Raw genomic sequence first — 23,362 nt, forward strand, 5'->3', positions numbered from 1 at the left:
GTCAGATACAGTTAACACAACTTACAGATTACGCGTTAAAGCTGTCTGCTTATAATTTCAATCTCCTGTCGCCATTCCTCTTGCAAGGCGGGCTTTTGATGTTTTGGTCTTCTGCTCAAATCCTCCTGCAACAGCTTCTCCAACTCTATCAGACGTTGCAGTAAAACCTCTTCATCCCACACCATTGCCGATTCTTGTTTATTGCAATCAGTAAGATGCTGCCGATTTGGTTTCTCTAAATTATCACCCTGTTCGAGCAAAGAATAGATTTCTTCAACATTATGATATTCAGTTAACTTACCTTTATTGATCAACCAAAAGCGGTTACAGCTTTGCTCAATAAGACTTCGATCATGGCTGACAATCAAGGCTCCACCTTTATATTCCTTCAGAGTATCAAAGAGCTCTTCCTTACCCTCCAGATCAAGGTGGTTAGTGGGTTCATCAAGAAACAGCAAATGGTAACGCGCTAATGTTAACCCTATGAACAATAAACGCGCCCGTTCACCGCCACTCAGTGATGCCACTTTCTGCTGATGCCTTTGATATTCAAAACCTGCGCTGATAAGCGCCCGTTTACGCTGATCATCACTGGTTGGTGCAAAACGAATTAACGCATCACTCAGTGATTCATCACCCTGAATTTGCTCCAGCGATTGATCGTAGTAACCGAGCTGACATTGAGGATGATAATCCACATTCTGCAATGTCTTTTCCAGATATTCTTTATACAACACTTTCAACAAAGTAGACTTACCACAACCGTTGTTACCCAGAACAGCGACTCTATCGCCACTCTTGATCTGTTTCGACAGCACATTGAACAAAAGCACATTAGTACCCAAAGGCATAACAGCCATATGTTCAATATCCAGCAATCGGTTAGCTGGTAATGCATCCCCCTGAAGAGTCAGCTTCCATGGAGTGCCTTGAGTGAGTTTAGTTTGTTGCTCAGCCAGACGCTGTTTACGTGCCAGCATCGTCTTCGCTTTACGAGAAAGATCAGGGCTGTCATAAACCTTACCCCATGTTGCTAACCGTTCAGCACTCTGCTCTAGCCTGTCTATCTCTTTTTGCTCACTGGCATGACGTTGTAGATCCGTCTGATCACGTTCGAGCAATGCCTGCCTTGCCTGAGAGCAAGCCATACCGAAGTGATATAAGGTTTTATCCCGCATAATCCAGGTAATATTAGTCACCCTATCCAATAAAGTCTGATCATGCGATACCAATACAAACGAGCCTTTCCACTGAGACAAAAAAGATTCCAACCATAGCAGAGAAGTCAGATCCAGATGGTTACTCGGCTCATCCAATAAAAGTAAATCAGGTTGCTGGATCACCGCACGACCAAGTAACAGGCGCATATGTTGCCCACCACTAAGATTCCCGATAGGTGTTTGCCAATCCTGTTCGGGGAATCCCAGTTCAGACAACAGAAGCTCGGCTCGCCAAATTTCGTCAACTTTAACTTTCTCGCTAATAGCCTCTATTAACGTGGCATCATGCAGAGATAAGGGTAAATGCTGTTCGACATACGCCAGAACACAATGATTCGCAATTGTGATCTTACCGCTGTAATCTTCCAAATTACCGCTAAGTAATTTCATCAGGGTGCTTTTACCACAGCCGTTATGACCGATAAGTCCAATTTTGTCGCCTTTGTTCAGGGTAAATGTTATATCCTCAAACAAAGGAGCCGAAGAGAAAGCAATAGAAAGTGATTGTGCAGATAAATAAGTGCTCATAGATAACTCAAGAATTTTGGGTGCAAAACACCGTTGTCAGATGCTGACAATAATTCTTCGAGCTTGAGTGAAGAGAATTCTAATTTGTGAAGTTACTACTTTATGTTAGTAACTAAATATTTTTTCGCTCAAGCTAAGATTATCGCAGCGTATGCCACAAACCCTTGAGCGAGCTTCTAATACCAAAGAAGCGAGCGAATAAACGCTGCATAGACATATAGGACCTCCTTTTTTATCTGGAAAAGTAATGATACTTTCTGGTTATTCGGTGGACTAATCATATAGAAAGTCTGCCAGAAAAAGCAAATAAATCAGATGAATTATTTGAAAAATGCGTTCTGTTTCTCATCTATTTTTCGCAGGAGATTCATTCCGATTTATCAAAAGCGCACGAATAAAAAATAACGTTATAGTTAGTAACGTCATTATTGTTACAGCCCAAATCAGCCCTTTCCAACCAAGTGCCTCGTAAATTCCCCCAGATGCAAGTGCGAATATCGTTGACACAGTAGCCAGAAGAGTTTCACTCACACCCTGAACACGGACTTTACTGATTCCATCAGGCATGCTGTTGATAATATGAGTTCCCCCTAAGAACATCAGGTTCCATCCTAATCCGGCAAAAATCAGCGGAACTCCGAGAATAACAATTTCTCTTTCATTGGTAAGCCCTATCAGAAAACCGACAAGGTTAAAGAGAGCACCCAACAGAATAATACGATTTGCCCCCATTCTTGATATCAGCATACCCGTGATAACACCGGGAGCGAACATAGCTACAAGATGAGCACCAATTAATATGCCCGTTTCTGAATTTCCCAAACCATAACCGACAGAAGCAATTGAGGCGGCTGACATAACTATCATCATAATTGCATGGCCTAACACCATTGACACAACTCCAAAAAACAAATAGTGGCTTGTGACAATAGATGAGAACCCAGTTGCCTGACTAACATCAGCTTCTGCTCGATTAACCGAATATCCGATTTCACGATTAAGTGGAACAAAGGCAAGCACAGCACATCCTCCAATAACGGACACCAGCGTGTATACCCCAATAAATGGAAGATCGAACCCCAGACTATCTCCTTTTCCATAGAGTTTGCTGCCAATAATGACCCCAATTATTCCAGAGGCCAGCAATAAAGAGCTTGCTGTTGCTGCCCGGTGCTTTGGAACGCTTTCAGCAGCAGCATACCGTAAAAAATTAATACCGATCATGGCGATACCAATTAAAAAATGCCCACCGAGTAAAAGCATGAAACTGTCTAAATAAATAGCTGCCGCTGAAGCAAATCCACCAAATATCATCGCCATACTGGCCAGAATAAATCCTGTTCTCCGATCGTAACGTGCCATTAAATTCGACAATGGAATTGAGCAAACACTTCCAGCAACCATTTGTATCGCTATTGGCAATGTTGCAAGCCAGGCCAATGGGGCAAGATACAGGCCGGCCAAACCTCCAACGGTAAAAAGTAACGGTACCGCACTTTCTAATGCGATATTCCCTAAGATAATTAAAATAAAGTTACGCATCTATTCTCCTCTGATAAGAGATATGTACGAATATTTATACTGTTAGTTTATTAAATTTTAAACTACCGATAACTTTATTTTTTGACACTATTACCAATAAAAATTTTATTGCCACTAACGCTTTGTTTAATATACCCAATAAGTTTAAAGTTGTAATGAATCTGCAACTTGAAAAATAAAGGGTATAAATCAATTCTGAGATATTACTCAGTATTAACTAAAACTCTTAGATATTTATTATCAAGTTATAAGGAAAAAATATTATTCTGACTACCATTAAAATTCGATTTACTTAACAAATCCTCCATATCTTCCAGAGTATCAGTATCTACATAAAAATCACTGACTCCCCGACTATTAATAATTCTTAATCTCTTACCATGTTGTTGAATTTCTTGTTCAATACTCATTCTCCAGACATTATTTCTGTGTTCAATAACAGCAATACCATGGTAGGGAAGATGCGGTGAATAATTCTTGTAACCAGGATATATCCTGATACCAATTACAGGTATTGTCTTATGATGAATAGTTGCCCGGATTGCATTAGGAAATAGCCTCTTTTCCCATTGGATACTCGCCATTGCTTCTTTCATAGCTCTGTACTGAATAAAGGCAGAGTGAACTCTATTCATGATCTCATGCTTTATCGCCAGATCAGGAAAAATAGAGTCACAGAATATCGATTTTTTTTGATTATATGTCAGAGAGAGATCTGAAATGTTAACTGTGCTCCCGACACTGGCATTGAAACGAATAGCTTCCTCATGACTAATTCCAAAAGATGGATCCAGTGTGAAAGTTTTCAGATGCTTTGATAAAGCACGGTCATAATCACCCTGAAATAATGCAACTATCTCAGATATATCAAGGATATTCACTATTTCATCGATTTTTCTTACATGAGTGAAGTCTTTCAGATCTTCTATATATTGTTCTGCCGCATCCATGGGATCACCAAAAATACCAGCATAAAATGTAGCGTCTGACAGAATATTGAAACGTATTCTGACTCCTGTATTTTTCTCAAGATATATTGAAATATTCGCGAGATGCAACAAAGATACCTCTTCTGCCATCGTCAGAGACGTAATATCATGTCTTTTCTGCCAATTGCTAATAACACAGAAAACAGGAAGTAGTATATCAATTTTCCCCTTTTCATTTATATTAGACTTAATTTTTTCTAACGTCTCTAAGCAGGATAAAAAAATACTCCTGGAATTAAACTGGATAGAGGGATGATTGAGATAATCTCTAACTAAAAGATGCAGAGGCGAGTTTTTTTTCCATTTCTCTTTCCACCACTGTTCAGATGGCAATGTTTTAGAAATGGAACATTTCTCAAGTAATACTTCTCTTAAGGCTGATGAAATTAAATTACCGTTGAATGTCATATCAGGTTCATATTCTGGCCATCCAAATTGACCAAATAAAATAGAATCTTCAATGATTGAACCGTTTGTGCTAACAGATATATTTTTCAATTTATCCTCCTAAATAAACATAGGCACATCCCGTAATTGAAATGTATGGATTTTTGAATAACTCTGTATTTAGCTTCTGGCTCTTTTTTATCATCTGAAAAAGAGTTTTACTCTCAATACGGATTGAGTCAGTTGCTGGCTACATATTCAAATATACTTATAAAATATCTCCTTTAGTTTTTTCTTTTCTTAAAAGTATTGGCAATTTTAAAGTCGCATATTGCCATAAAGGAGAATAGCTAATAATAATCAAAGGAAGCTATATCATTATCCGACAAGCAATGGTTATTATTTGTACATATTTTTTATCTCTTATAACATTATAAAAATGCTTTCTTCTTGGATACGTACTTCCTTATGATTTGAATCATCGTCAGCTTTTCCTTCATTGGTATAACAATGGATTGACACCAAATGAATCAGAAAGACTATTTTGGAAGAACGTTAAGGTAGTAACCAATTTTTATCGGCCATATCAATTGATGCAGGCAGGCTGGATGGCCGCCCTTATCCTAATCTATACGTCGCAATCACAAATCAAGAACATGGCATCATTATATTATCCGCTGAATCCAATATGACACCGGAAGATTTCTCCGTTAGTCCCGGTTACGGATCATGCCTAACCATTCCTGTGCAACAGCCTCTAGGTTCTGAAGAAAAGTTCGTTTGAACGAGAAACGTGGCATCGTATTACGGTTGGTAATAATAACTTAGCCCGAGCTTCTTCCCTTAAGAGTGCTTGAAGCATCAGCACAAAGCCAGATTTGCCTGAAGAACTATAATAAAAGATAGAAGGAATTGCCATCTAGAGATTTTTAGACTAATACTACATATTCAATCCTATAATAGGATAAAAGTTAAGTTTCGTTTATGAACCCAGAGTTTTATCTTCCACGCACATTATACAGCGACAACATTTTTTACAATGAGTCAGAACTTCTTGCTTCTTCTAATTTTATTGTTGTTTTAGCTGAACCTAGTGGAGGTAAAACACGACTACTTAATAGCCTAGCAATCCAACTGCAAACGGGGAATATTTCTGCGAATAAATTCTTTCATATAGGCTCTAGCAGTTTTAACAAACACATCGTTATTGATGCTTTTGATGAATTGGCAAAGATTGACTCATCAGGCATTTACCGGCTATTAGGTAAAGTAAGCGACTTACAACCGTCTGTCGTATTTCTATCTAGTCGATCTAGTGAATGGGATGACGCCTGTACAAAGAGCTTTACAGATTTTTTTGGCTGTAAGCCTCTAGTTGTACGTATGGAGCCATTTAACAGTATTGAGCAACAGCAACTTTTCAAAAACTACGTCCCTAAAAAGGATTTCAAAACCTTTCAAGATGAAGTTGCCCGCTTTGATTTAGAACCACTGTTGCCAAACCCCCAGTTTTTGCAATTATTTGCTGTTGCATATATTGCAAGTGAGGGAAAATTCACTAATAAGCATTCTATTTTTGAGCATACAATTGAATACTTAGCAAAAGAATACAATCCAAATATATCTCCAAAGGGAGAACTCCCCTTTGAGGGCAAAATTAAATTCGCTGAGGATGTTTTCGCAAAATTATTATTATCTGGCTCTGAAGGAGTTAGCTTAAGTGATATAAACTCTGAACGCTTATATCCTCGGCTAGACTCCCTTATTTTTGGTGAAAGTCAAATTGAAAACATATTGTCGACTCGGCTTTTTAAACCCGGTGACAAAGCAGACCAGCACCAACCTGTGCATAAGATCATTTCAGAGTATTGTGCTGCTAAATATCTAACAAAACGATTAACCTCAGATAATAACCGATTATCACTTTCACAGTGCTTATCCATAATCGCCCCTAATTCGACAGTCAGAGACGAACTTAGAGGCCTTCTTAGTTGGATGGCAGCTCTTGGAAGCAAACCAATACAAGAAGCAGTTATTGATCTAGATCCTTATGCAGTACTTGCTAACGGTGACCCGTCTCAATTGCCAGGGCGTGTTAACGTTTTGTATTCATCATTTATTCGCCCCACATGGGTAGCCAGATAATGACAAATGACAAATGACAAATGACAAATGACAAATGCCAGTGCCAATGTGCTGGCGTAATTTCGTGCCAATTTATCGTATCTTGTTGCGATTGCACGAAAATGTTTGATTCTGGCAAACGCATTTTCGACTAAATGACGATAACGAGATAAACCCTTATCCCTCTTTTTATCCGAGTTTCGGTTATTTTTTCGGTAGGGAATAACCGCCGTTGCCCCTTGTTCTTCGATATCATTTCTGAATGCCTGACTATCATACCCCTTGTCAGCGATGACAAAGTCCGGGGGCGGTGATTGCACCACCAAACTTTTTGCATGCACAATGTCGTGAGTTTACCCCTCGGATAATTCAAAATGAACAGGCAAACCATAACTGTCTACGGCCAAATGGATTTTAGTCGAGTCCTCCCCGGCTTTTCCCAATCGCTTCATTCTCCTTTGAAACCGCGCCTGAACTGTGCTGATGAGCACGGAAAATACTGCCATCAATGAACAACCATTCAGTATCAGAATCTTTAGCTAATTCCTTGAATAATGAATCAAAAACACCTTTGTTTGACCCCGCATTAAAACGCTTAAAAACGGTATTCCATTTCCCATATTCAACAGGCAGTTCCCGCCAAGGGCTCCCGGTTCTCATTTGAAAAAGGATACCTGCCAGCATTAGGCGATGCGTTTTTTTATGGTAGACAAGCCGATTTTGTTGCATGAATACAAATAGCTTATCCCACACAGGGTCTGATAACATGGGTCTTGGCATGATAGTTCTGGTTACGAGTTTTTTGGCAAAAATAAAGATACCAAATTATCATGCCATTCAAATCCCCTCGTTCAAACGTCAACACGCCCTAATCTAATTATTTATTAATTTCAGGAGTTATTTCATTGGATTTAGCTACACAGGGGTTAAATATGATTAACCAAAGCACCATTTATAGAGTATTGCCAGAAGCAAGAAACAGGCTGATCGCAGCTTATATGACAAGATGTTATTCGGGGAGTGCAATAGGCTCTGTTGTTGCTATTTATGCTTATAAGATCAATGGCTAGATTGGTGTTGTTATTGCTGGCTTAGCTATTTGGTAAATAACCCAATTTAACAGTCATAGTATCTACCGCAAAAGATAAGAAAACTAATTTATTAATTGATAATAAAGAAGAATGATAGGGTCATGACCATTAAGTAGATTTCAGCTACGAATTGAAAAACATGATAACATTACAACCATTGGCATATGCTGGGTGTGAAAGATGTAATGAAAACTATCAACCAAAAAAAGTTACTGACACAGGCTGAGGCAATCTGCCTGTCACGAGGGGTTCGTTTAACACCTCAACGCCTTGAAATTCTGCGTTTAATTTCAGCCCAACCAGGTGCAATAAGTGCCTATGATTTGCTGGATCTGCTCCGTGAAGTTGAGCCACAGGCAAAGCCACCAACGGTCTATCGTGGGTTGGAGTTTTTACTGGAACAAGGCTTTGTCCACAAAATAGAATCTACGAATAGCTATGTGATTTGTCACCACTTTGAAGAACCTTGCCATACATCAGCTATGTTTCTTTGTGATAGTTGTGGTTCTGTTACCGAACGGGATGCTAAAAATATTGAATCAGCTATACAAAATTTAGCGCAATATGCAGGATTTCATCTGCGGCACAGTGTGATAGAAGTTCACGGCTTGTGCTCTTCCTGCCATGAAATGAATTCTTGTACGGAATAAGTTTTAAACTCCGTTTTATTAGGCGGTCATCACTGATAAGTTTATTAATTTCCAAGTTCCCATATAAACGTTTGATTCGCGGGAACAATGACAAATGACCGCCCAAAATGACAAAGTGTAACGCTTTTACAATCAGAACCAATCCCCATTACGAATAACGCCAACTGCCAATCCTTCAATGGTAAAATTCTGTTCGCGTAAATCCACAACGATAGGCTCAAATTCAGGATTCTCAGCAATCAGTTCAATTCTGTTTCCTGTTTGTTTAAAGCGTTTTACTGTGACTTCATCTTCAATCCGTGCCACGATAACCTGCCCGTTAAGAACATCCTGAGTTTTATGCACAGCAAGCAAATCACCATCCATAATACCAATATCTTTCATAGACATACCGCGAACACGCAATAGAAAATCAGCATTTGGTTTAAATAATTCCGGATCCACCTTGTAATGACTTTCGATGTGTTCCTGAGCCAATAGTGGTTCACCAGCAGCAACACGACCGATTAGTGGTAATCCCGTACCTTCATCTTCCTCTTCAAGCAGCAAACGGATACCTCTGGAAGCACCAGCGACAATTTTTATCACCCCTTTACGCGCCAGTGCCTTTAAATGCTCTTCTGCTGCGTTAGGTGAACGAAAACCAAGGCGTGCTGCAATTTCAGCACGTGTCGGTGGCATACCCGTTTGCGAAATATGATCACGCACCAAGTCATAAACCTGTTGCTGCCTGGCAGTTAATGCTTTCATTTCGCCCCCTGTTTGTTTATACAGTCTGACTGTGAGTATATACAGCTAAAATTGAATTGGGAACCTGTCAGAATGTAAAAGCTGCTAAATAACGAATTTTGACGAAAAATAAATCACCTTAGCGTATAAAATGCGACCCTATGATTGTTACCCAGATGAACAGTGCCAAAATAACAGCTAAAAATACGGCAGCAGAACCCATATCTTTTGCTCGCCCCGACAATTCGTGATATTCATTGCCGATTCGATCAACCACAGCCTCAATTGCACTGTTTAGCACTTCAACAATAACCACCAATATGACAGAGCTAATGAGAAAAAGTCTCTCAAGCATGCCAAAATCAAAGGAAAATGCCACAATAATCGCTAAGACAGCTAAAATTACCTCTTGTCGAAATGCAGCCTCATTCTGCCACGCAGCTTTAATCCCTTTTGCTGAATATCCCGCCGCTTTAATAATACGGTTCAAGCCTGTTGATTGATTCGCCATAAAAATTTTCTTCAATAATCATAATAGTTTTAAGATCATATAACTTTTAGCTCTTATTATTATCTTATTTCCACAGATCTCAAAATTTGTTTCTGGTATGCTTGCGACGCATTGCTAATAAGAGGCTTAAAGCAGTTATGTCAGCTTGGCGTAAAATATATTATAAATTATTGAATTTTCCGATAAAACTTTTAGTAAAAAGTAAACTTATTCCAACGGCTCCCATTCAAGAGTTGAGTCTTGATACGACCCGGCCTATTTTGTATGTGCTTCCGTATCATTCAAAAGCCGACTTATTGACTTTACGTCAACAATGTCTGGCTCAAGATCTACCAGATCCGTTAAACCCTTTAGATATTGATGATGCACAGCTTCCAAGTTGTGTTTTTATTGATGACGGCCCACGAGTGTTCCGCTGCTATGCGCCTAAGCATGAATCCGTAAAGATTTTTCATTCTTATCTGGACTTACATCGCAATAACCCTAATCTGGATATTCAGATGGTGCCCGTTTCCGTGATGTTTGGACGTTCCCCGGGGCGTGAAGGACAAGAAACAAATACAGCACCACAATTGCGCCTTCTTAATGGGATCCAGAAGTTTTTTGCAATCCTGTGGCTCGGTCGGGATAGCTTTGTACGTTTCTCCACGCCTGTTTCATTACGCAGTATAGCCGATGACCATGGTACGGATACGATTATTGCCAATAAACTTGCCCGTGTTGCACGTATCCACTATTCCCGTCAACGTCTGGCAGCAGTCGGGCCACGTTTACCTGCCCGACAGGATCTGTTCAGAAAGTTACTGGCATCCAAGGCCATTGAAAAAGCCATTGCCGATGAAGCCCGTAGTAAGAAAATCTCGCCAGAGAAAGCAAAACAGAACGCTATCAATATGCTGGAAGAGATTGCAGCGGATTTCTCCTATGAAACTGTACGCATAACAGACCGTGTTTTAAGCTGGACGTGGAACCGGCTCTATCAGGGCATCAATGTCCATAATGCCGAACGGATCCGCCAATTGGCTCAAGATGGTCATGAGCTGGTCTATGTTCCATGCCATCGCAGCCATATGGATTATCTGCTGCTCTCTTACGTGCTTTATCATCAGGGGCTAGTTCCACCACATATTGCAGCCGGTATTAATCTGAATTTCTGGCCAGCAGGGCCGATATTCCGCCGCCTTGGTGCGTTCTTTATCCGCCGCACTTTTAAAGGCAACAAACTTTATTCGACAATTTTCCGCGAATATCTGGGAGAACTGTTTTCCCGTGGTTATTCTGTTGAATATTTTGTTGAAGGAGGACGCTCCCGGACAGGCCGCCTGCTCGATCCGAAAACCGGTACACTTTCGATGACATTACAGACAATGCTGCGCGGAGAATCACGCCCTATTACCATTGTGCCAATCTATATCGGTTATGAACATGTGATGGAGGTTACGACTTATGCCAAAGAGCTACGGGGCGCAACCAAAGAAAAAGAAGGGTTTTTCCAGATGGTTCGTGGGTTACGTAAACTACGTAATCTGGGGCAAGGCTATGTGAACTTTGGTGAACCAATCCCATTAGTACAATATCTGAACCAACATGTTCCAGAATGGCGTGATTCTATCGATCCAATAGAAGCGCAGCGCCCGGCATGGTTGACACCAACAGTCAGTAAGCTGGCTGGTAATATTATGGTTAACATCAATAACGCCGCAGCCGCAAACGCAATTAATTTATGTAGCACAGCCTTATTGTCATCACGTCAGCGAGCACTTACTCGCGAACAGCTGATTGAACAATTAGATTGCTATATACAATTGTTGCGTAATACTTCTTACGCGAATGATGTCACAGTACCGAAAAAAACAGCAGAAGAACTGTTGGATCATGCTTTACGGATGAATAAGTTTGAGGTCGAAAAAGATGGTCTTGGGGATATTATTATCCTGCCTCGCGAAAACGCGGTACTGATGACCTACTATCGCAACAATATCCAACATCTGTTGATTCTGCCATCTTTGATTTCCAGCATTGTGATGCATCACCGTCGTATCAGCCGCAGTGAGTTGCTTAGGCAGGTACAACTGATTTATCCTCTGCTTAAGCAAGAACTTTTCATGCGTTATAGCAAGAAAGAGTTGCCTGATGTGGTTAATACATTGATTGATGAACTGGCACGTCAATACCTGATTTGTAATAAAGAGCAGGAAATACTGGTACTCAATCCTGCGCGTATTCGTCCATTGCAATTGCTGGCAGCAGGTATCCGGGAAACGTTACAACGCTATGCCATCACGCTTTCTCTATTGAATGCAACTCCCGATATCAGCCGAGGTACATTGGAGAAAGAGAGCCGGATGCTGGCACAACGTTTATCAGTGCTACATGGAATCAATGCGCCGGAATTCTTTGATAAAGCGGTTTTCGCTTGCTCAGTGAATACATTGCGTGAAGAAGGTTATATCCACGATAACGGTAACATGGTTACCATAAGTGCCCATGCACTTTATCAGGTATTGAGTAAGTTAATGTCTCCAGAGATCCGTCTGACCATCGAGAGTGTCAGCATGCCTCCTGAGCATAATGACCAAAAACCAGCAGATGAAAATCAGGAATAACACATTGATATTCTGAAAAGAATTATTCTTAAGCTGATCGTGCTGAAAAAGAAAAGATTAACGGGCGGTGCTACCGCCCGTTCCCTTAAAAAACATAACTGAAAAGAATACCGAGGAACAAAATAAAACCAACGTAGTTATTGTTCATAAATGCCTGAAAACAAGACTCCCGCTGACGGTCAGAAATCAGTTTTTGTTGATAGATGAAGAGCGCTCCTGCCAATAATACTGTCCAGTAATACATTCCACCTAAATTCACTATACAACCAACCGATACGAGAATTGCCAGCATAACGAATTGTAAAGTACCAATAATTAACTTATCAAAGTGCCCGAACAGCACTGCCGTTGATTTCACACCGATTTTCAGATCATCATCACGATCCACCATTGCATACTGAGTATCATAGATTACAGACCAGATTATGTTCGCCAAAAATAATAACCAACACTGTAATGGTAAGGACTCACTTACTGCTGCGAAAGCCATAGGAATTGACCAGCCATAAGCTGCACCCAACACAACTTGTGGCAAGTTACTGATCCGTTTAACGAAAGGATAAAACCATGCCAACCCTAACGCGACAAAGGATAAAGCAATCGTCATTTTATTCAGTGTCAATACAAGCGCAAAAGAGATCAACACAAGTGTAGCAAACAAAATTTTGCATGCTTTTTCGCTGATATCACCACTGGGAAGCGGACGAAATTTTGTCCGTTCAACGTGCCCGTCAAATTTCCTATCAGCGAAATCATTAATACAACATCCTGCCGCCCGCATGAAAAAGACGCCCAGAGTGAAAACCAGCAAGATATGTAAGTTCGGCATACCTTTTGCTGCTATCCATAATGCCCAATAGGTTGGCCATAATAACAATAATACGCCAATGGGTTTATCGATACGCATTAAACGGCAATAGGCGCGCCATTTATTTTGCGTCATACTGACCTCCAATCTATTTCTCCTTTTTCATATTATTTATTTTATATACAGGTGATCCCGGCAAAAAAACTTCTGTAAGTAGTAAAGGCTTCTCTGATAACCGCAGCAAAGAGCGCCGCGCCCAACGCTGTCCTTGTTGACCTATTTGAATATAATCCCGCGTCAGATTATTGCCACTAAACAGGTAACGCCCAAGTGGAACGGTTCCCACATCCACCAGCTTTTTGTCTGGTCCTGTTAATGTTTCCTCAGGGATTACTGTACGCCCCAATAGCCACGGAATACTATCCCCATATAAGACAATTTCACGTAACCAATATTTTTCACTTATAGGTAAGTGCTCACTTTCATCGCCAATATCTGCTGCTGTAATGAAACATTCCCGAAATGGTGCAACTGTTACATGATGGCAATGTTGTTCAAAACGATGTGTCATTGAACCGACTTCCATCAGCCAATCTAAAATATTTTTCGGAGTATTAACCTCACCAGCCGAAAGCCAGTGAATAGGTGTAGAAGTTAATATTGTGTCATTTGCCATATCATTTTCCAATTGCGGAGAACATCAATTTCTCCGACAGCACAACGAATGGAATCTGAGGATATCATGTTGCAGGCCAATAAAATAAAAAGTTGATAACAAGTTATGGAAATTACAAAAAATATCCCCCCAACAAATGGTGTTATTGGGGGGATATAAAATTAAATAAAATAGAAAATCAGATTAACGCCACTCTTTAAAGCGGTTAATGAGGCTATTTGTAGAACTGTCATGGCTATTCACGGCTTCTACCCCCTGCAATTCAGGCAGAATACGGTTCGCCAATTGTTTGCCCAGTTCCACTCCCCATTGATCGAATGAGAATATATTCAGTATTGCTCCCTGAACAAAGATCTTATGTTCATACATGGCAATTAATGCGCCTAGACTGAATGGTGTAATTTCGCGCAACAGAATTGAGTTGGTTGGGCGGTTACCTTCAAACACTTTAAATGGCACAACATTTGCCACATCCTGTGCATTTTTTCCGGCGGCAGCAAATTCAGCTTCCACCTGCACCTGAGTTTTACCAAAGGCCAGCGCTTCAGTTTGTGCGAAAAAGTTAGATAGTAGTTTGCTGTGATGATCAGCAGCCGGGTTATGACTAATTGCAGGTGCTATAAAATCACATGGAATCAGTTTCGTTCCCTGATGGATAAGCTGGTAGAAGGCATGTTGACCATTTGTACCCGGCTCACCCCAGATAATCGGCCCGGTCTGATAATTTACCGGATTGCCATTACGGTCAATATATTTACCGTTTGATTCCATATTTCCCTGCTGGAAGTATGCAGCAAAACGGTGCATATATTGATCATAAGGCAGAATCGCTTCAGTTTCTGCACCAAAGAAATTGTTATACCAGATGCCAATCAGCGCTAACAGAACAGGAATGTTTTGTTCAGGTGCGGTTTGCTCAAAGTGTTTATCCATAGCATGAGCACCACTCAGCAACTGCTCGAAGTTATTATAACCAATGGAAAGTGCAATGGATAAGCCTATCGCAGACCAGAGGGAATAACGACCACCGACCCAATCCCAGAATTCAAACATATTTTGTGGATCAATGCCGAATTTGCTGACTTCCTTCTCATTAGTTGAAAGCGCAGCAAAATGTTTAGCGACATATGCTTCATCACCTGCACTTTGTAGGAACCAGTGACGGGCAGAATGAGCATTAGTCATCGTTTCCTGTGTGGTAAAGGTCTTGGACGCAATCAGGAATAGTGTGGTTTCTGGATCCAGAAATTTCAATGTCTCCACAATATGGGTTCCATCTACATTGGAAACAAAGTGCATATTGAGGTGGTTTTTATAGGCTTTCAGCGCCTCAGTCACCATATATGGGCCGAGATCAGAGCCACCAATACCAATGTTTACCACATCAGTAATAGCCTTACCGGTATAGCCTTTCCACTCTCCACCAATGATACGCTCACTGAACGATTTCATTTTTGCCAGCACCGTATTCACTTGCGGCATAACATCTTCCCCATCTACGTGAATTGGAGAATTACTGCGGTTACGCAGAGCAATGTGCAACACAGCACGATCTTCAGTACGGTTAATCTTTTCACCGGAAAACATACTATGGATAGCACCGGATAAATCCGTTTCTTTCGCTAATGCTTGTAATTTTTTCAATGTTTCCGCGGTAATACGGTTTTTGGAGTAATCAACCAGAATCTGATCGTCAAACGTTGCAGAGAATGCTGCAAAACGCGCCTTATCCTGTTCAAACAGATCTCGTAAGTGAACATTCTTCATCTGTTCAAAATGTTGTTGCAATACTTTCCAAGCTTCGGTCTGGCTAGGGTTGATGTTTTTCATGAATGATGCTCTCTGTCAACTGTAGATAAACAATAGGAATGCACAGAATTGTAACAAGTTAATGCTGTGATGGATCTCTTTTTCCTTTTACTGACTGATATTGGTCAAAATAAGTCATTATTTCCAGCTCTAATTGCTTATATCTTTCAAATTTGGCATCCATTGGATATATAGGAAAAAACGATAATTTCATTCTGATCATGAAAGATATTGATGCTTAATTCTCAAGCATTGACTCAACAAAGCTAACCCGATATTTCTAACTCTCTATTTCTAAACTAACTCTTTACTCCTAAAACAGAAGGCTATCATCCATGAGTGCAGTATCTTCTCCCTACTCGCAGTATGTTGTTGCAAAATTCGGTGGTACCAGTGTGGCGGACTTTGATGCCATGAATAGCTGTGCTGATATTATTTTGGCAAACAGAGATGTTCGCGTAGTTGTTTTATCAGCTTCCGCTGGTGTCACTAATCTATTAGTCACATTAGCATCTGGTTGCGATAAAGATAAACGGGAGAAGTGCCTGAAGCAGATCCGTGATATTCAATATGCAATGATCAAGCGGTTAAATGAAACGGATGTGCTTAAAGAAGAGATTGAGCACTTACTAGATAATATCGCAACGTTGTCAGAAACTGCCTCACTGGCAACATCTGAGGCGTTGACTGACGAGTTAGTCAGCCATGGGGAAGTCATGTCTACACTGCTGTTTGCCGAATTGTTACGTCAGCGCAACACGGATGTCGAATGGTTTGATATCCGCCGGATAATGCGCACCAATGATCAATTTGGGCAAGCAGAGCCTGACACAAACCAGCTCAATATATTAGTGGCAGAGCATCTCCAACCTCGTCTGAATAACACGATTGTCATCACACAAGGTTTTATCGGCAGAGAAGAAAAAGGCCGCACAACAACATTAGGACGTGGCGGCAGTGATTATACCGCCGCCCTGCTTGGCGAAGCACTGAGCTTGCGGCGTGTCGATATTTGGACGGATGTCCCGGGGATCTACACAACCGATCCCAGGGTTGCCCCAACCGCCAAACGTATTGATAAGATTGCTTTTGATGAAGCGGCCGAGATGGCAACATTTGGTGCCAAAATTCTCCATCCAGCTACCCTACTGCCAGCCGTCCGCAGCGGTATTCCTGTTTTCGTTGGTTCGAGTAAAGAGCCGCAGGCTAGCGGTACACTGGTTTGCAACAGAACAGAAAATCCACCTCGTTTTCGGGCATTAGCATTGCGGCGTAAACAGACTTTATTAACTCTGCATAGCCTGAAAATGTTGCATGCAAGAGGCTTTCTGGCAGAAGTTTTTACCCTGCTTTCACGTCATAATATTTCGGTGGATTTGATTACTACTTCAGAAGTAAGTGTTGCTTTGACACTGGATACCACAGGCTCCACCAGCACGAACGGCAGTTTGCTGACCAATGCCCTGCTGACTGAACTTTCAACATTGTGTCGTGTGGAAGTTGAAGAAGATTTGGCACTGGTGGCAATTATCGGCAATAAACTTTCACAGGCCAAAGGATTAGGAAAAGAGATTTTTGGTCCCCTAGAATCCTTTAATATCCGTATGATCAGCTATGGAGCAAGTAGCCATAATGTTTGTTTACTCGTGCCAGGCAGAGATGCAGAACAGATAGTTCAGGCACTTCATCGTAATCTGTTTGAAAACTGACGTTCAAAAGCTAATCAACATATTAACTAACCCGAATTCTGTTTAAGCTGTCATTGAAAAATCGTTTTCCGAATAGAAAATGTTCAGTGATGGCTTTTTCCATTTAAGGCAGTAAGCAATCAGCCCACCTAAAACAGTCAGCAAAAATCCGTTTACACTTCGGTGGCGCGAGTGTTCTATTTGAGAAATTATTTTTCATTGTCCATTAATCGTTTCAATGATAAAACGCCTTGATAACATTATGTTATCCCATGCAGCTTGCAGACGGGCTTTCATGTTTCGGCGCTTTTGGGTGATGAAAGTGACACCGGTTTTGCCTAAATCGTCCGCGAGCTCTTGACTGAGGTAACCTTTATCACCGTAAAGAGATCCCGTTAATTCTGTTGTTAATTCGCGAACGGGCTCCCGAGCATCCACATTACCGGCAGTCACTTTAAGCGCCAGAATTTCCCCCTGATGATTGACGACCAAATGTAACTTAAAACCGTAAAACCAACCCATTGAAGTTTTTCCGCGTTGGGCTATCCCCTGAAAGACCTTATGGCGGGGAATGCGGATGTTATGGCAAACTTTCAAACTGGTGGAATCAATAAAAGCAATGCCCGTGGGTTTTCCGTTTAATTTAGTCAGATAACTGCACAGAGGAACCAAAACGGAAGGCGCGACACTGATGAAACGGGTATAACTGAGCAAGGTGGGGAAATCAGGGTGATGATATTTCCAGAGAAATTCCAAGTAGAAGGCTTTAAAGTGACGGTAATGCGACATGTGAAAGAGGATCAAAATGGTCATGATTTCACTGGGATACATATGGCCTTTCCTACGGCGCAGGCGGTATCCATTATCAAGACAAAATTGTGTCCACTGTGGGATAAAAAAGTGGCAAAAATCATCGACATTACAGAAAACTTCAACTAAGTTATCCATGGCCTGTTCCTCCCCGGAGCTGTTTCGGCGCACACCAAAACACTGCTCCTGGAACAGGCCCCTCGTCAATTCTTTATCCAGAATTCGGGTTATTTAACAAGCGGAGCTATTAGTAAAACCTTCATTGTGATCTGGCAGTAGGATGCCGGTATCCGCATTGTCGGGTTCAATAGCTTTTATCTTTTGGGGATAGCGTAGCATTAGCTCTAACGCTAACTCGGCATCCTGCGGGTCATCCTTAGCGCCACTGGGCCAAAAGGCCTGCCGATAGCGGGCCAGTGACAAAGTGTGTACTGGAAAAACGGTGATAAATGGGTATTTCTGAAGAGCATACACTACTGGACCTTTTTTCAGTTCAAGGGCGATCGCTATCTTGCCTTTCACCTGTTTATGTAACTCTTTAACCCAGGTATCAAGTGTTTCTGGTGTATGTTCAATCACATGGAATACGCGTTCACCGTTTTTAAATTGAACACAGGCATCATGCTTTTTATCTGCCCAATCCAGACCAATATGAGCAGCAAACTGATTTATCGTCGTCATCACCATCTCCTTTTCATCGGGGGATTGGTATGCATTCCACGCTCTTCGAAAGAAATATAGTCAGCAGTTTGTTGCATGCCCTGAGTATTCGTTAGCGAGCCTGTAAGCGCTCCATGCTCATATGATTCATGGCGATATACTACCTTCTGTAGCTCATTAAAAGCCGGTTGAAGTTATTCAATCAACAGTTCAATGCTCAATTTTTCGCAACCCCTAATAAGTGCTTCTGAACGAAGTTCTACCACAACAGCAAAATGGTAAGTGGCTAAGTGGTGCCGTTCTATCTCAGCGGCTTTCATTACCTAAATCCACTGCCGTTTTATTGACACCACTTTTATCCATCGTCACCATGTCAGGTTGACCATGCTGACGCATCGCTTTTTTGAAGAAACGTAAGGCCGTCGCTTTGTCTCGGGGAGCAGTCAACAGAAAATCAACTGTATTGCCGTCTGAATCGACAGTCCGATAGAGATATCTCTATTGCCCTTTGATTGTTATGTTGTTTTATCCATTCGGCACCGATTTCTGACCACGGGCTTGTTCCGGCGGTAACGTGTTTTAATTGATTAGTTAAACATAATCGAAACAGGCAATTACACAAATTTATGGAAAGGGTTAAATATGTTAGTGTGGTATGAAGGGGTTTGCGGGGCAACGGATCCATAAGAACAGTTAATAGGTCAAATAAAGTAGCCAATATCATTAAAAACAGAGTGTTATAATCTTGATTATGATTTCGCCGCAAGCTTGGCCAAAATGAGTATAGGTAATTTGGCTATCGTAGATGAGCCGACTAAAAATGACAATTCACGATGTAAGTTGGCTACCTGATTTTTAGCTATTTAAATTGAACGCTTAAAGGTGTTTACTGTTTCATTGCTCCCGAAATCCCTATGAACTGTATATTTCGTCTCCTGCTATTAAATGAAAAGGATTCAGTTATGGATATTCGAACTACTCTCCGGGCTGCGAGTCTTTCTCTCGCTCTTGTAAGTACGGTTACTGTTGCCAATGAAGCCCTGGTGTTTCAGACAGATTTCGGCCTAAAAGATGGGGCAGTATCGGCTATGAAAGGGATATCTTTCAAGGTGAATCCTAGCCAGCCTATTTATGATCTAACACATGAAATTCCACCTTATAATATTTGGGAAGCTTCATATCGCCTTTACCAGACTCTACCATACTGGCCCAAAGGGACTGTCTTTGTAAGCGTGGTGGATCCGGGAGTGGGCACTGACAGGCGCTCAGTGGTTCTCAAGACACAGAGTGGTCATTACATAGTCTCACCGGATAACGGAACATTGACCTTGGTAGCTGAACACTTTGGTATTGAATCTGTACGTCAGATTGACGAGAAGTTCAACCGTGTACCTGGCTCTGAAAAATCATATACTTTTCATGGACGTGATGTATACGCATATACCGGGGCACGACTTGCCTCAGGTATTATTAGCTATGAACAGGTGGGGCCGCTGTTACCAAATAAAGTAGTAAAGATCCCTTATCAGACTGGTGTAGCTGAAAGGGATGGAACTCTTAAAGGTACTATTCCAGTTCTAGATGTACGGTTTGGTAACGTCTGGAGTAATATCAATGACAGCCAGGTCAGTAAGGTGGGTATCCACAAAGGGGATAAGGTCTGCATTAAAATAAGTGAAGGGGATAAGATTCGGTATGAAGGCAAAGCCCCATATGTCAGCAGTTTTGGTGAAGTTCCCGAAGGTCAACCTTTGGTGTATCTCAACAGCCTGCTACAGGTATCGGTAGCACTCAATATGGATAACTTCGCTGCCAGACACCAAGTGCAGTCTGGTGATAACTGGCGCATCAGCCTAAAAAAGTGCTCAGATTAAAGGGAACTGGCAACTACACAAAATGCTAAATAAGGTCTGGGTTTTCCACTATATTTACATGCACCTTTGATTACTTAACCCATTACTGGTCTGGCGCAGCAGGTATTCCCGTGGCGAACGGTCAGTGCACTGTGCAGATGCTGCCCGCTCAAAGAATCTCGGGCAGTTTTGAGCGAATAGCCGACTTAACTTAACGCATTACTATGGTGCAAACTTACGTTGTGTTTCGGTTATGCACCATAAAGCCAATTAGTTGAGTCTTTCTTATTAACTCTTTTAATTAGTCATTAGATTTTCTAGGTGACCCCATCCAGTTTAACTTTTTTAACAGGAGTAGTGTGCAACACATTTTGGTCGGATAGACGACACCTGTTACCAAGTGCCGTCCTCCTAAGAACCGTACGTGCAACTTTCACTGCATACGGCTCAAGCCTCCACTAAGGCGTATTACGTTATCCAGCAACCTACATTGCAGTCAGAGCAGGATCGTGCCAAGAGTGACGACTTTCCTTTTTCGATTTCCTCTTAGCCAAATAGGTTTGGTATTGAGGATCGAATGGCGTAGCTACACTCCTAATCTTCACATGCCTTTTTATCGGCGTTTGAGCTATTTGAACCAGATTAAAATGGCAGTCCATATTGGCTATTTTCTGCCAGCCATGAAATTGCCATTCTCCTTGACGGTTCATGTAGTATTTTCGACGTACCCAATCTTTGGATTTAGTTGGATGACGTCTGACCGCCCACCGCCATAACAACCAGAAGAGTTGATGACCTAGGTAGCCGAAGGTTCGCTTTGCCACGCAATGGCGATAGTAATTCGCCCATCCTCTCAGTTTGGGATTCAACATGTTGATGAGATCGTTTACTGGCGTCGTTGCGTGTCTCTTAATGAGTTCGCGCAGGTGACTCAAAAATGATAGCACATTACTTTTACTCGGTTTTATGAGTAGCTTGCCTCTGTACTTTCTAAGATTAAACCCAAGAAAATCAAAGCTATCATTGATATGCGTTTCTCTTCGGAGAGTGTCAAACTTCTTTCTCTGAGAAAATCAATGAGCTGTGGCTTGACTTCATTCAACAAGACATCTTCTGATGTCCCTGTAATCACGAAGTCATCAGCATATCCGATGAAGTTTATTCTATCACTAGTTTTACGTGCCACTTCTTTAACAAGTTTTTCCAAGCCAGCCAACGTCAGTAGCATGAGCGTCGGAGAGATAATACCGCCTTGCGGTGTTCCTTCCGCTGTTCGATAAAACAATCCATTATCAATAAAACCCGATCCAAGCCACTGCTTCAGCATCCGTTTGTCTATTTGAATATTTTCAATTAGCCATTGATGCCCGATCTTATTGAAGCAGGCTTTGATATCCCCTTCCAAAACCCATCGGGCAGAACGTTTTTGACACAAACATTTGAAGCATTGTGCAATCGCGTCTGCCGTGCTGCGGTTAGGTCGAAAACCTTCACTGTTCGGATCAGCTATCGTCTCAGAGATGGGCTCCAAAGCAAGAAGATGCAACGCTTGCTGCGCTCTATCTATCATGCAAGGGATGCCTAAGGGCCTGAGTTTGCCGTTTTTCTTGGGGATATAGATACGCCTGAGTGGTTTAGCTTGATAGCCTTTCCGACTCAATTGATTTGCCGCAGCCATGCGACGAGCATCGGTGTTCCAAATGATGCCGTCAACTCCTGGTGTGTGACTGCCTTTGTTTTGAGACACTCGCTTAACAGCAAGAAGTTTTGCTGATCTTGAGTGCGTGAGTATCCACTGCAACGTTTTCGCCTTGCCGTGTTTACCCTCTCGGGTTGCTTTTGCCATGTGCATTTGAAGCTTTAACACATGCGACTCAATCGCTTTCCAGTCAATGGATTGCCACTGTGTGCCGTTAGGAGAGGCACTCACTTCTGTAGAAGTCATCATTTGCGTTTCTCCTTAAATAAAGTTCTTCAAATCATCTTGCAATGGGAGACCAGCCAGAAGTCGGCTCGCTTTCGCGCCAGATATCAATCTGTATCCGCCTCATTACAAAGCGGCCTTTGCTTTTTCTAGCCTCCTTTACCTGCACACCTATCGGCTCTCTTCACAGACAACTTTCCCAACGGGAGATATACAGGCTTGCCCTGTTCCGTATGTCGCGCAAAATATCAGGTTAGATGCCCACTCTAGTACGGAGAGCTTATCGATCACGAAAGAGTACTACCCAACTTCTTTCCAACTCTCGTTGCCATTTTGGTCACAGCGTATTAACCACTTCCGCTGTTTCTCATATAACGTACCTTACATGGATTCACATATGTTCATCATACTGACACCCTGGCACTTACCCGATCTGTGGTTATCAGGAAGAATCTCCTCTCACGATTCGATTCCCATTCAGCCTTGTGGCCGAATTTCGTTACATTGTCGGATCCGCTGCTTTATTCAGAATCCCAGGGTCACCTGGTGATACAGGTGGTTCACTCTTCTCGTGGTGAACAACGCTTCATACGACTTCAGGTCGCACGGGCATAAATGATTTAGACCAAACGGCCAGAACGGATCACCTCGTGAAATGAGAATTGACAGGCTGACTCCTGACTCACCCAGAGGTGTCCGGATTCAATATACTCCTACATTTTGCGGTCAACCAACTGATTGTAGACACACCCGCCCG

At 41.7% G+C, this 23,362-nt stretch carries 16 protein-coding genes and 4 pseudogenes; 6 read left to right on the forward strand and 14 right to left on the reverse strand.

Annotated features, from left to right (window positions below; translation table 11 throughout):
• Positions 1-35: 35 nt before the first annotated feature.
• From HGO23_RS05570 to HGO23_RS05580, 3 genes are all read right to left on the reverse strand, one after another.
• Positions 36-1,748 (reverse strand): ABC-F family ATP-binding cassette domain-containing protein, encoded by a 1,713-nt coding sequence (locus HGO23_RS05570; protein ID WP_099136078.1) that lies wholly within the window; start codon positions 1,746-1,748, stop codon positions 36-38.
• A gap of 345 nt (positions 1,749-2,093) precedes the next feature.
• A complete protein-coding gene (locus tag HGO23_RS05575) occupies positions 2,094-3,290 on the reverse strand; it encodes an MFS transporter (RefSeq protein ID WP_099136079.1) in 1,197 nt (398 codons plus the stop codon).
• Between the two features lie 245 nt (positions 3,291-3,535).
• Entirely contained in the window at positions 3,536-4,777 is a 1,242-nt protein-coding gene (locus tag HGO23_RS05580) for an L-tyrosine/L-tryptophan isonitrile synthase family protein (protein WP_099136080.1), read from the reverse strand.
• Between the two features lie 873 nt (positions 4,778-5,650).
• Between HGO23_RS05580 and HGO23_RS05585 the strand changes: the two genes are divergently transcribed.
• The gene (locus HGO23_RS05585) at positions 5,651-6,811 is read left to right on the forward strand and encodes an NACHT domain-containing protein (RefSeq protein ID WP_209028229.1); all 1,161 of its coding nucleotides are present in this window, start codon (positions 5,651-5,653) and stop codon (positions 6,809-6,811) included.
• On the opposite strand, the pseudogene HGO23_RS05590 reads toward HGO23_RS05585, so the two are convergent.
• A pseudogene (locus HGO23_RS05590) lies at positions 6,783-7,570 on the reverse strand (IS5 family transposase). The gene HGO23_RS05585 and the pseudogene HGO23_RS05590 overlap by 29 nt on opposite strands.
• Positions 7,571-7,722: 152 nt before the next feature.
• On the opposite strand from HGO23_RS05590, the gene HGO23_RS05595 reads away from it, so the two are divergent.
• Positions 7,723-7,860 carry a hypothetical protein gene (locus HGO23_RS05595; RefSeq protein WP_169923057.1) on the forward strand — a complete coding sequence of 46 codons (138 nt, stop codon included), beginning with the start codon at positions 7,723-7,725 and terminating at the stop codon, positions 7,858-7,860.
• Positions 7,861-8,066: 206 nt separating this feature from the next.
• Positions 8,067-8,531: a zinc uptake transcriptional repressor Zur gene (gene zur, locus HGO23_RS05600; protein WP_099136124.1), complete on the forward strand. Its 465-nt coding sequence runs from the start codon at positions 8,067-8,069 to the stop codon at positions 8,529-8,531.
• A gap of 132 nt (positions 8,532-8,663) precedes the next feature.
• Here zur and lexA read toward each other — a convergent pair whose 3' ends face one another.
• Both lexA and HGO23_RS05610 read right to left on the reverse strand, forming a co-directional pair.
• Complete coding sequence (gene lexA, locus HGO23_RS05605; RefSeq protein ID WP_099136083.1) at positions 8,664-9,281, reverse strand: transcriptional repressor LexA; 618 nt, start codon at positions 9,279-9,281, stop codon at positions 8,664-8,666.
• Between the two features lie 118 nt (positions 9,282-9,399).
• Entirely contained in the window at positions 9,400-9,771 is a 372-nt protein-coding gene (locus HGO23_RS05610; protein ID WP_099136084.1) for a diacylglycerol kinase, read from the reverse strand.
• Between the two features lie 137 nt (positions 9,772-9,908).
• Here HGO23_RS05610 and plsB point away from each other — a divergent pair, with 137 nt between their 5' ends.
• A complete protein-coding gene (gene plsB / locus HGO23_RS05615; protein WP_099136085.1) occupies positions 9,909-12,377 on the forward strand; it encodes a glycerol-3-phosphate 1-O-acyltransferase PlsB in 2,469 nt (822 codons plus the stop codon).
• Between the two features lie 85 nt (positions 12,378-12,462).
• Here plsB and ubiA read toward each other — a convergent pair whose 3' ends face one another.
• From ubiA to pgi, 3 genes are all read right to left on the reverse strand, one after another.
• Positions 12,463-13,320, reverse strand: a complete 858-nt coding sequence (gene ubiA, locus HGO23_RS05620; protein WP_169923058.1) for a 4-hydroxybenzoate octaprenyltransferase — start codon at positions 13,318-13,320, stop codon at positions 12,463-12,465.
• Between the two features lie 13 nt (positions 13,321-13,333).
• Positions 13,334-13,861, reverse strand: coding sequence for a chorismate lyase (gene ubiC / locus HGO23_RS05625; protein ID WP_099136087.1), 528 nt, complete (start codon positions 13,859-13,861; stop codon positions 13,334-13,336).
• Positions 13,862-14,044: 183 nt separating this feature from the next.
• A complete protein-coding gene (gene pgi / locus HGO23_RS05630; protein WP_209028230.1) occupies positions 14,045-15,691 on the reverse strand; it encodes a glucose-6-phosphate isomerase in 1,647 nt (548 codons plus the stop codon).
• A gap of 314 nt (positions 15,692-16,005) precedes the next feature.
• Between pgi and lysC the strand changes: the two genes are divergently transcribed.
• Positions 16,006-17,379: a lysine-sensitive aspartokinase 3 gene (gene lysC / locus HGO23_RS05635; RefSeq protein ID WP_099136089.1), complete on the forward strand. Its 1,374-nt coding sequence runs from the start codon at positions 16,006-16,008 to the stop codon at positions 17,377-17,379.
• Between the two features lie 42 nt (positions 17,380-17,421).
• Here lysC and HGO23_RS05640 read toward each other — a convergent pair.
• The 3 pseudogenes from HGO23_RS05640 to HGO23_RS05650 form a co-directional block, all read right to left on the reverse strand.
• Positions 17,422-18,306, reverse strand: a pseudogene (locus tag HGO23_RS05640) (IS982 family transposase).
• 156 nt (positions 18,307-18,462) lie between these two features.
• Positions 18,463-18,849: pseudogene (locus HGO23_RS05645) on the reverse strand (IS110 family transposase); the annotation flags it as partial.
• 288 nt (positions 18,850-19,137) lie between these two features.
• A pseudogene (locus tag HGO23_RS05650) lies at positions 19,138-19,403 on the reverse strand (DDE-type integrase/transposase/recombinase); the annotation flags it as partial.
• A gap of 393 nt (positions 19,404-19,796) precedes the next feature.
• Here HGO23_RS05650 and HGO23_RS05655 point away from each other — a divergent pair.
• Positions 19,797-20,702, forward strand: coding sequence for an SAM hydrolase/SAM-dependent halogenase family protein (locus HGO23_RS05655; RefSeq protein ID WP_416778636.1), 906 nt, complete (start codon positions 19,797-19,799; stop codon positions 20,700-20,702).
• A gap of 464 nt (positions 20,703-21,166) precedes the next feature.
• On the opposite strand, the gene HGO23_RS05660 is transcribed toward HGO23_RS05655, so the two are convergent.
• Both HGO23_RS05660 and HGO23_RS05665 read right to left on the reverse strand, forming a co-directional pair.
• The gene (locus tag HGO23_RS05660) at positions 21,167-21,628 is read right to left on the reverse strand and encodes a group II intron maturase-specific domain-containing protein (RefSeq protein WP_244967900.1); all 462 of its coding nucleotides are present in this window, start codon (positions 21,626-21,628) and stop codon (positions 21,167-21,169) included.
• Positions 21,629-21,645: 17 nt separating this feature from the next.
• Positions 21,646-22,629, reverse strand: a complete 984-nt coding sequence (locus HGO23_RS05665) for a reverse transcriptase domain-containing protein (protein WP_209028233.1) — start codon at positions 22,627-22,629, stop codon at positions 21,646-21,648.
• Positions 22,630-23,362: the final 733 nt, after the last annotated feature.

Source organism: Xenorhabdus budapestensis, from assembly GCF_017743015.1.
GTDB classification, from domain to species: Bacteria; Pseudomonadota; Gammaproteobacteria; order Enterobacterales; family Enterobacteriaceae; genus Xenorhabdus; species Xenorhabdus budapestensis.

What these genes read in the sequence shown, in the direction of transcription:
- HGO23_RS05570 (WP_099136078.1), bottom strand. Translation starts at nt 1,748, where the DNA reads ATGAGCACTTATTTATCTGCACAATCACTTTCTATTGCTTTCTCTTCG.
- HGO23_RS05575 (WP_099136079.1), bottom strand. Translation starts at nt 3,290, where the DNA reads ATGCGTAACTTTATTTTAATTATCTTAGGGAATATCGCATTAGAAAGT.
- HGO23_RS05585 (WP_209028229.1), top strand. Translation starts at nt 5,651, where the DNA reads ATGAACCCAGAGTTTTATCTTCCACGCACATTATACAGCGACAACATT.
- HGO23_RS05595 (WP_169923057.1), top strand. Translation starts at nt 7,723, where the DNA reads ATGATTAACCAAAGCACCATTTATAGAGTATTGCCAGAAGCAAGAAAC.
- zur (WP_099136124.1), top strand. Translation starts at nt 8,067, where the DNA reads ATGAAAACTATCAACCAAAAAAAGTTACTGACACAGGCTGAGGCAATC.
- lexA (WP_099136083.1), bottom strand. Translation starts at nt 9,281, where the DNA reads ATGAAAGCATTAACTGCCAGGCAGCAACAGGTTTATGACTTGGTGCGT.
- HGO23_RS05610 (WP_099136084.1), bottom strand. Translation starts at nt 9,771, where the DNA reads ATGGCGAATCAATCAACAGGCTTGAACCGTATTATTAAAGCGGCGGGA.
- plsB (WP_099136085.1), top strand. Translation starts at nt 9,909, where the DNA reads ATGTCAGCTTGGCGTAAAATATATTATAAATTATTGAATTTTCCGATA.
- ubiA (WP_169923058.1), bottom strand. Translation starts at nt 13,320, where the DNA reads ATGACGCAAAATAAATGGCGCGCCTATTGCCGTTTAATGCGTATCGAT.
- ubiC (WP_099136087.1), bottom strand. Translation starts at nt 13,861, where the DNA reads ATGGCAAATGACACAATATTAACTTCTACACCTATTCACTGGCTTTCG.
- pgi (WP_209028230.1), bottom strand. Translation starts at nt 15,691, where the DNA reads ATGAAAAACATCAACCCTAGCCAGACCGAAGCTTGGAAAGTATTGCAA.
- lysC (WP_099136089.1), top strand. Translation starts at nt 16,006, where the DNA reads ATGAGTGCAGTATCTTCTCCCTACTCGCAGTATGTTGTTGCAAAATTC.
- HGO23_RS05665 (WP_209028233.1), bottom strand. Translation starts at nt 22,629, where the DNA reads ATGATGACTTCTACAGAAGTGAGTGCCTCTCCTAACGGCACACAGTGG.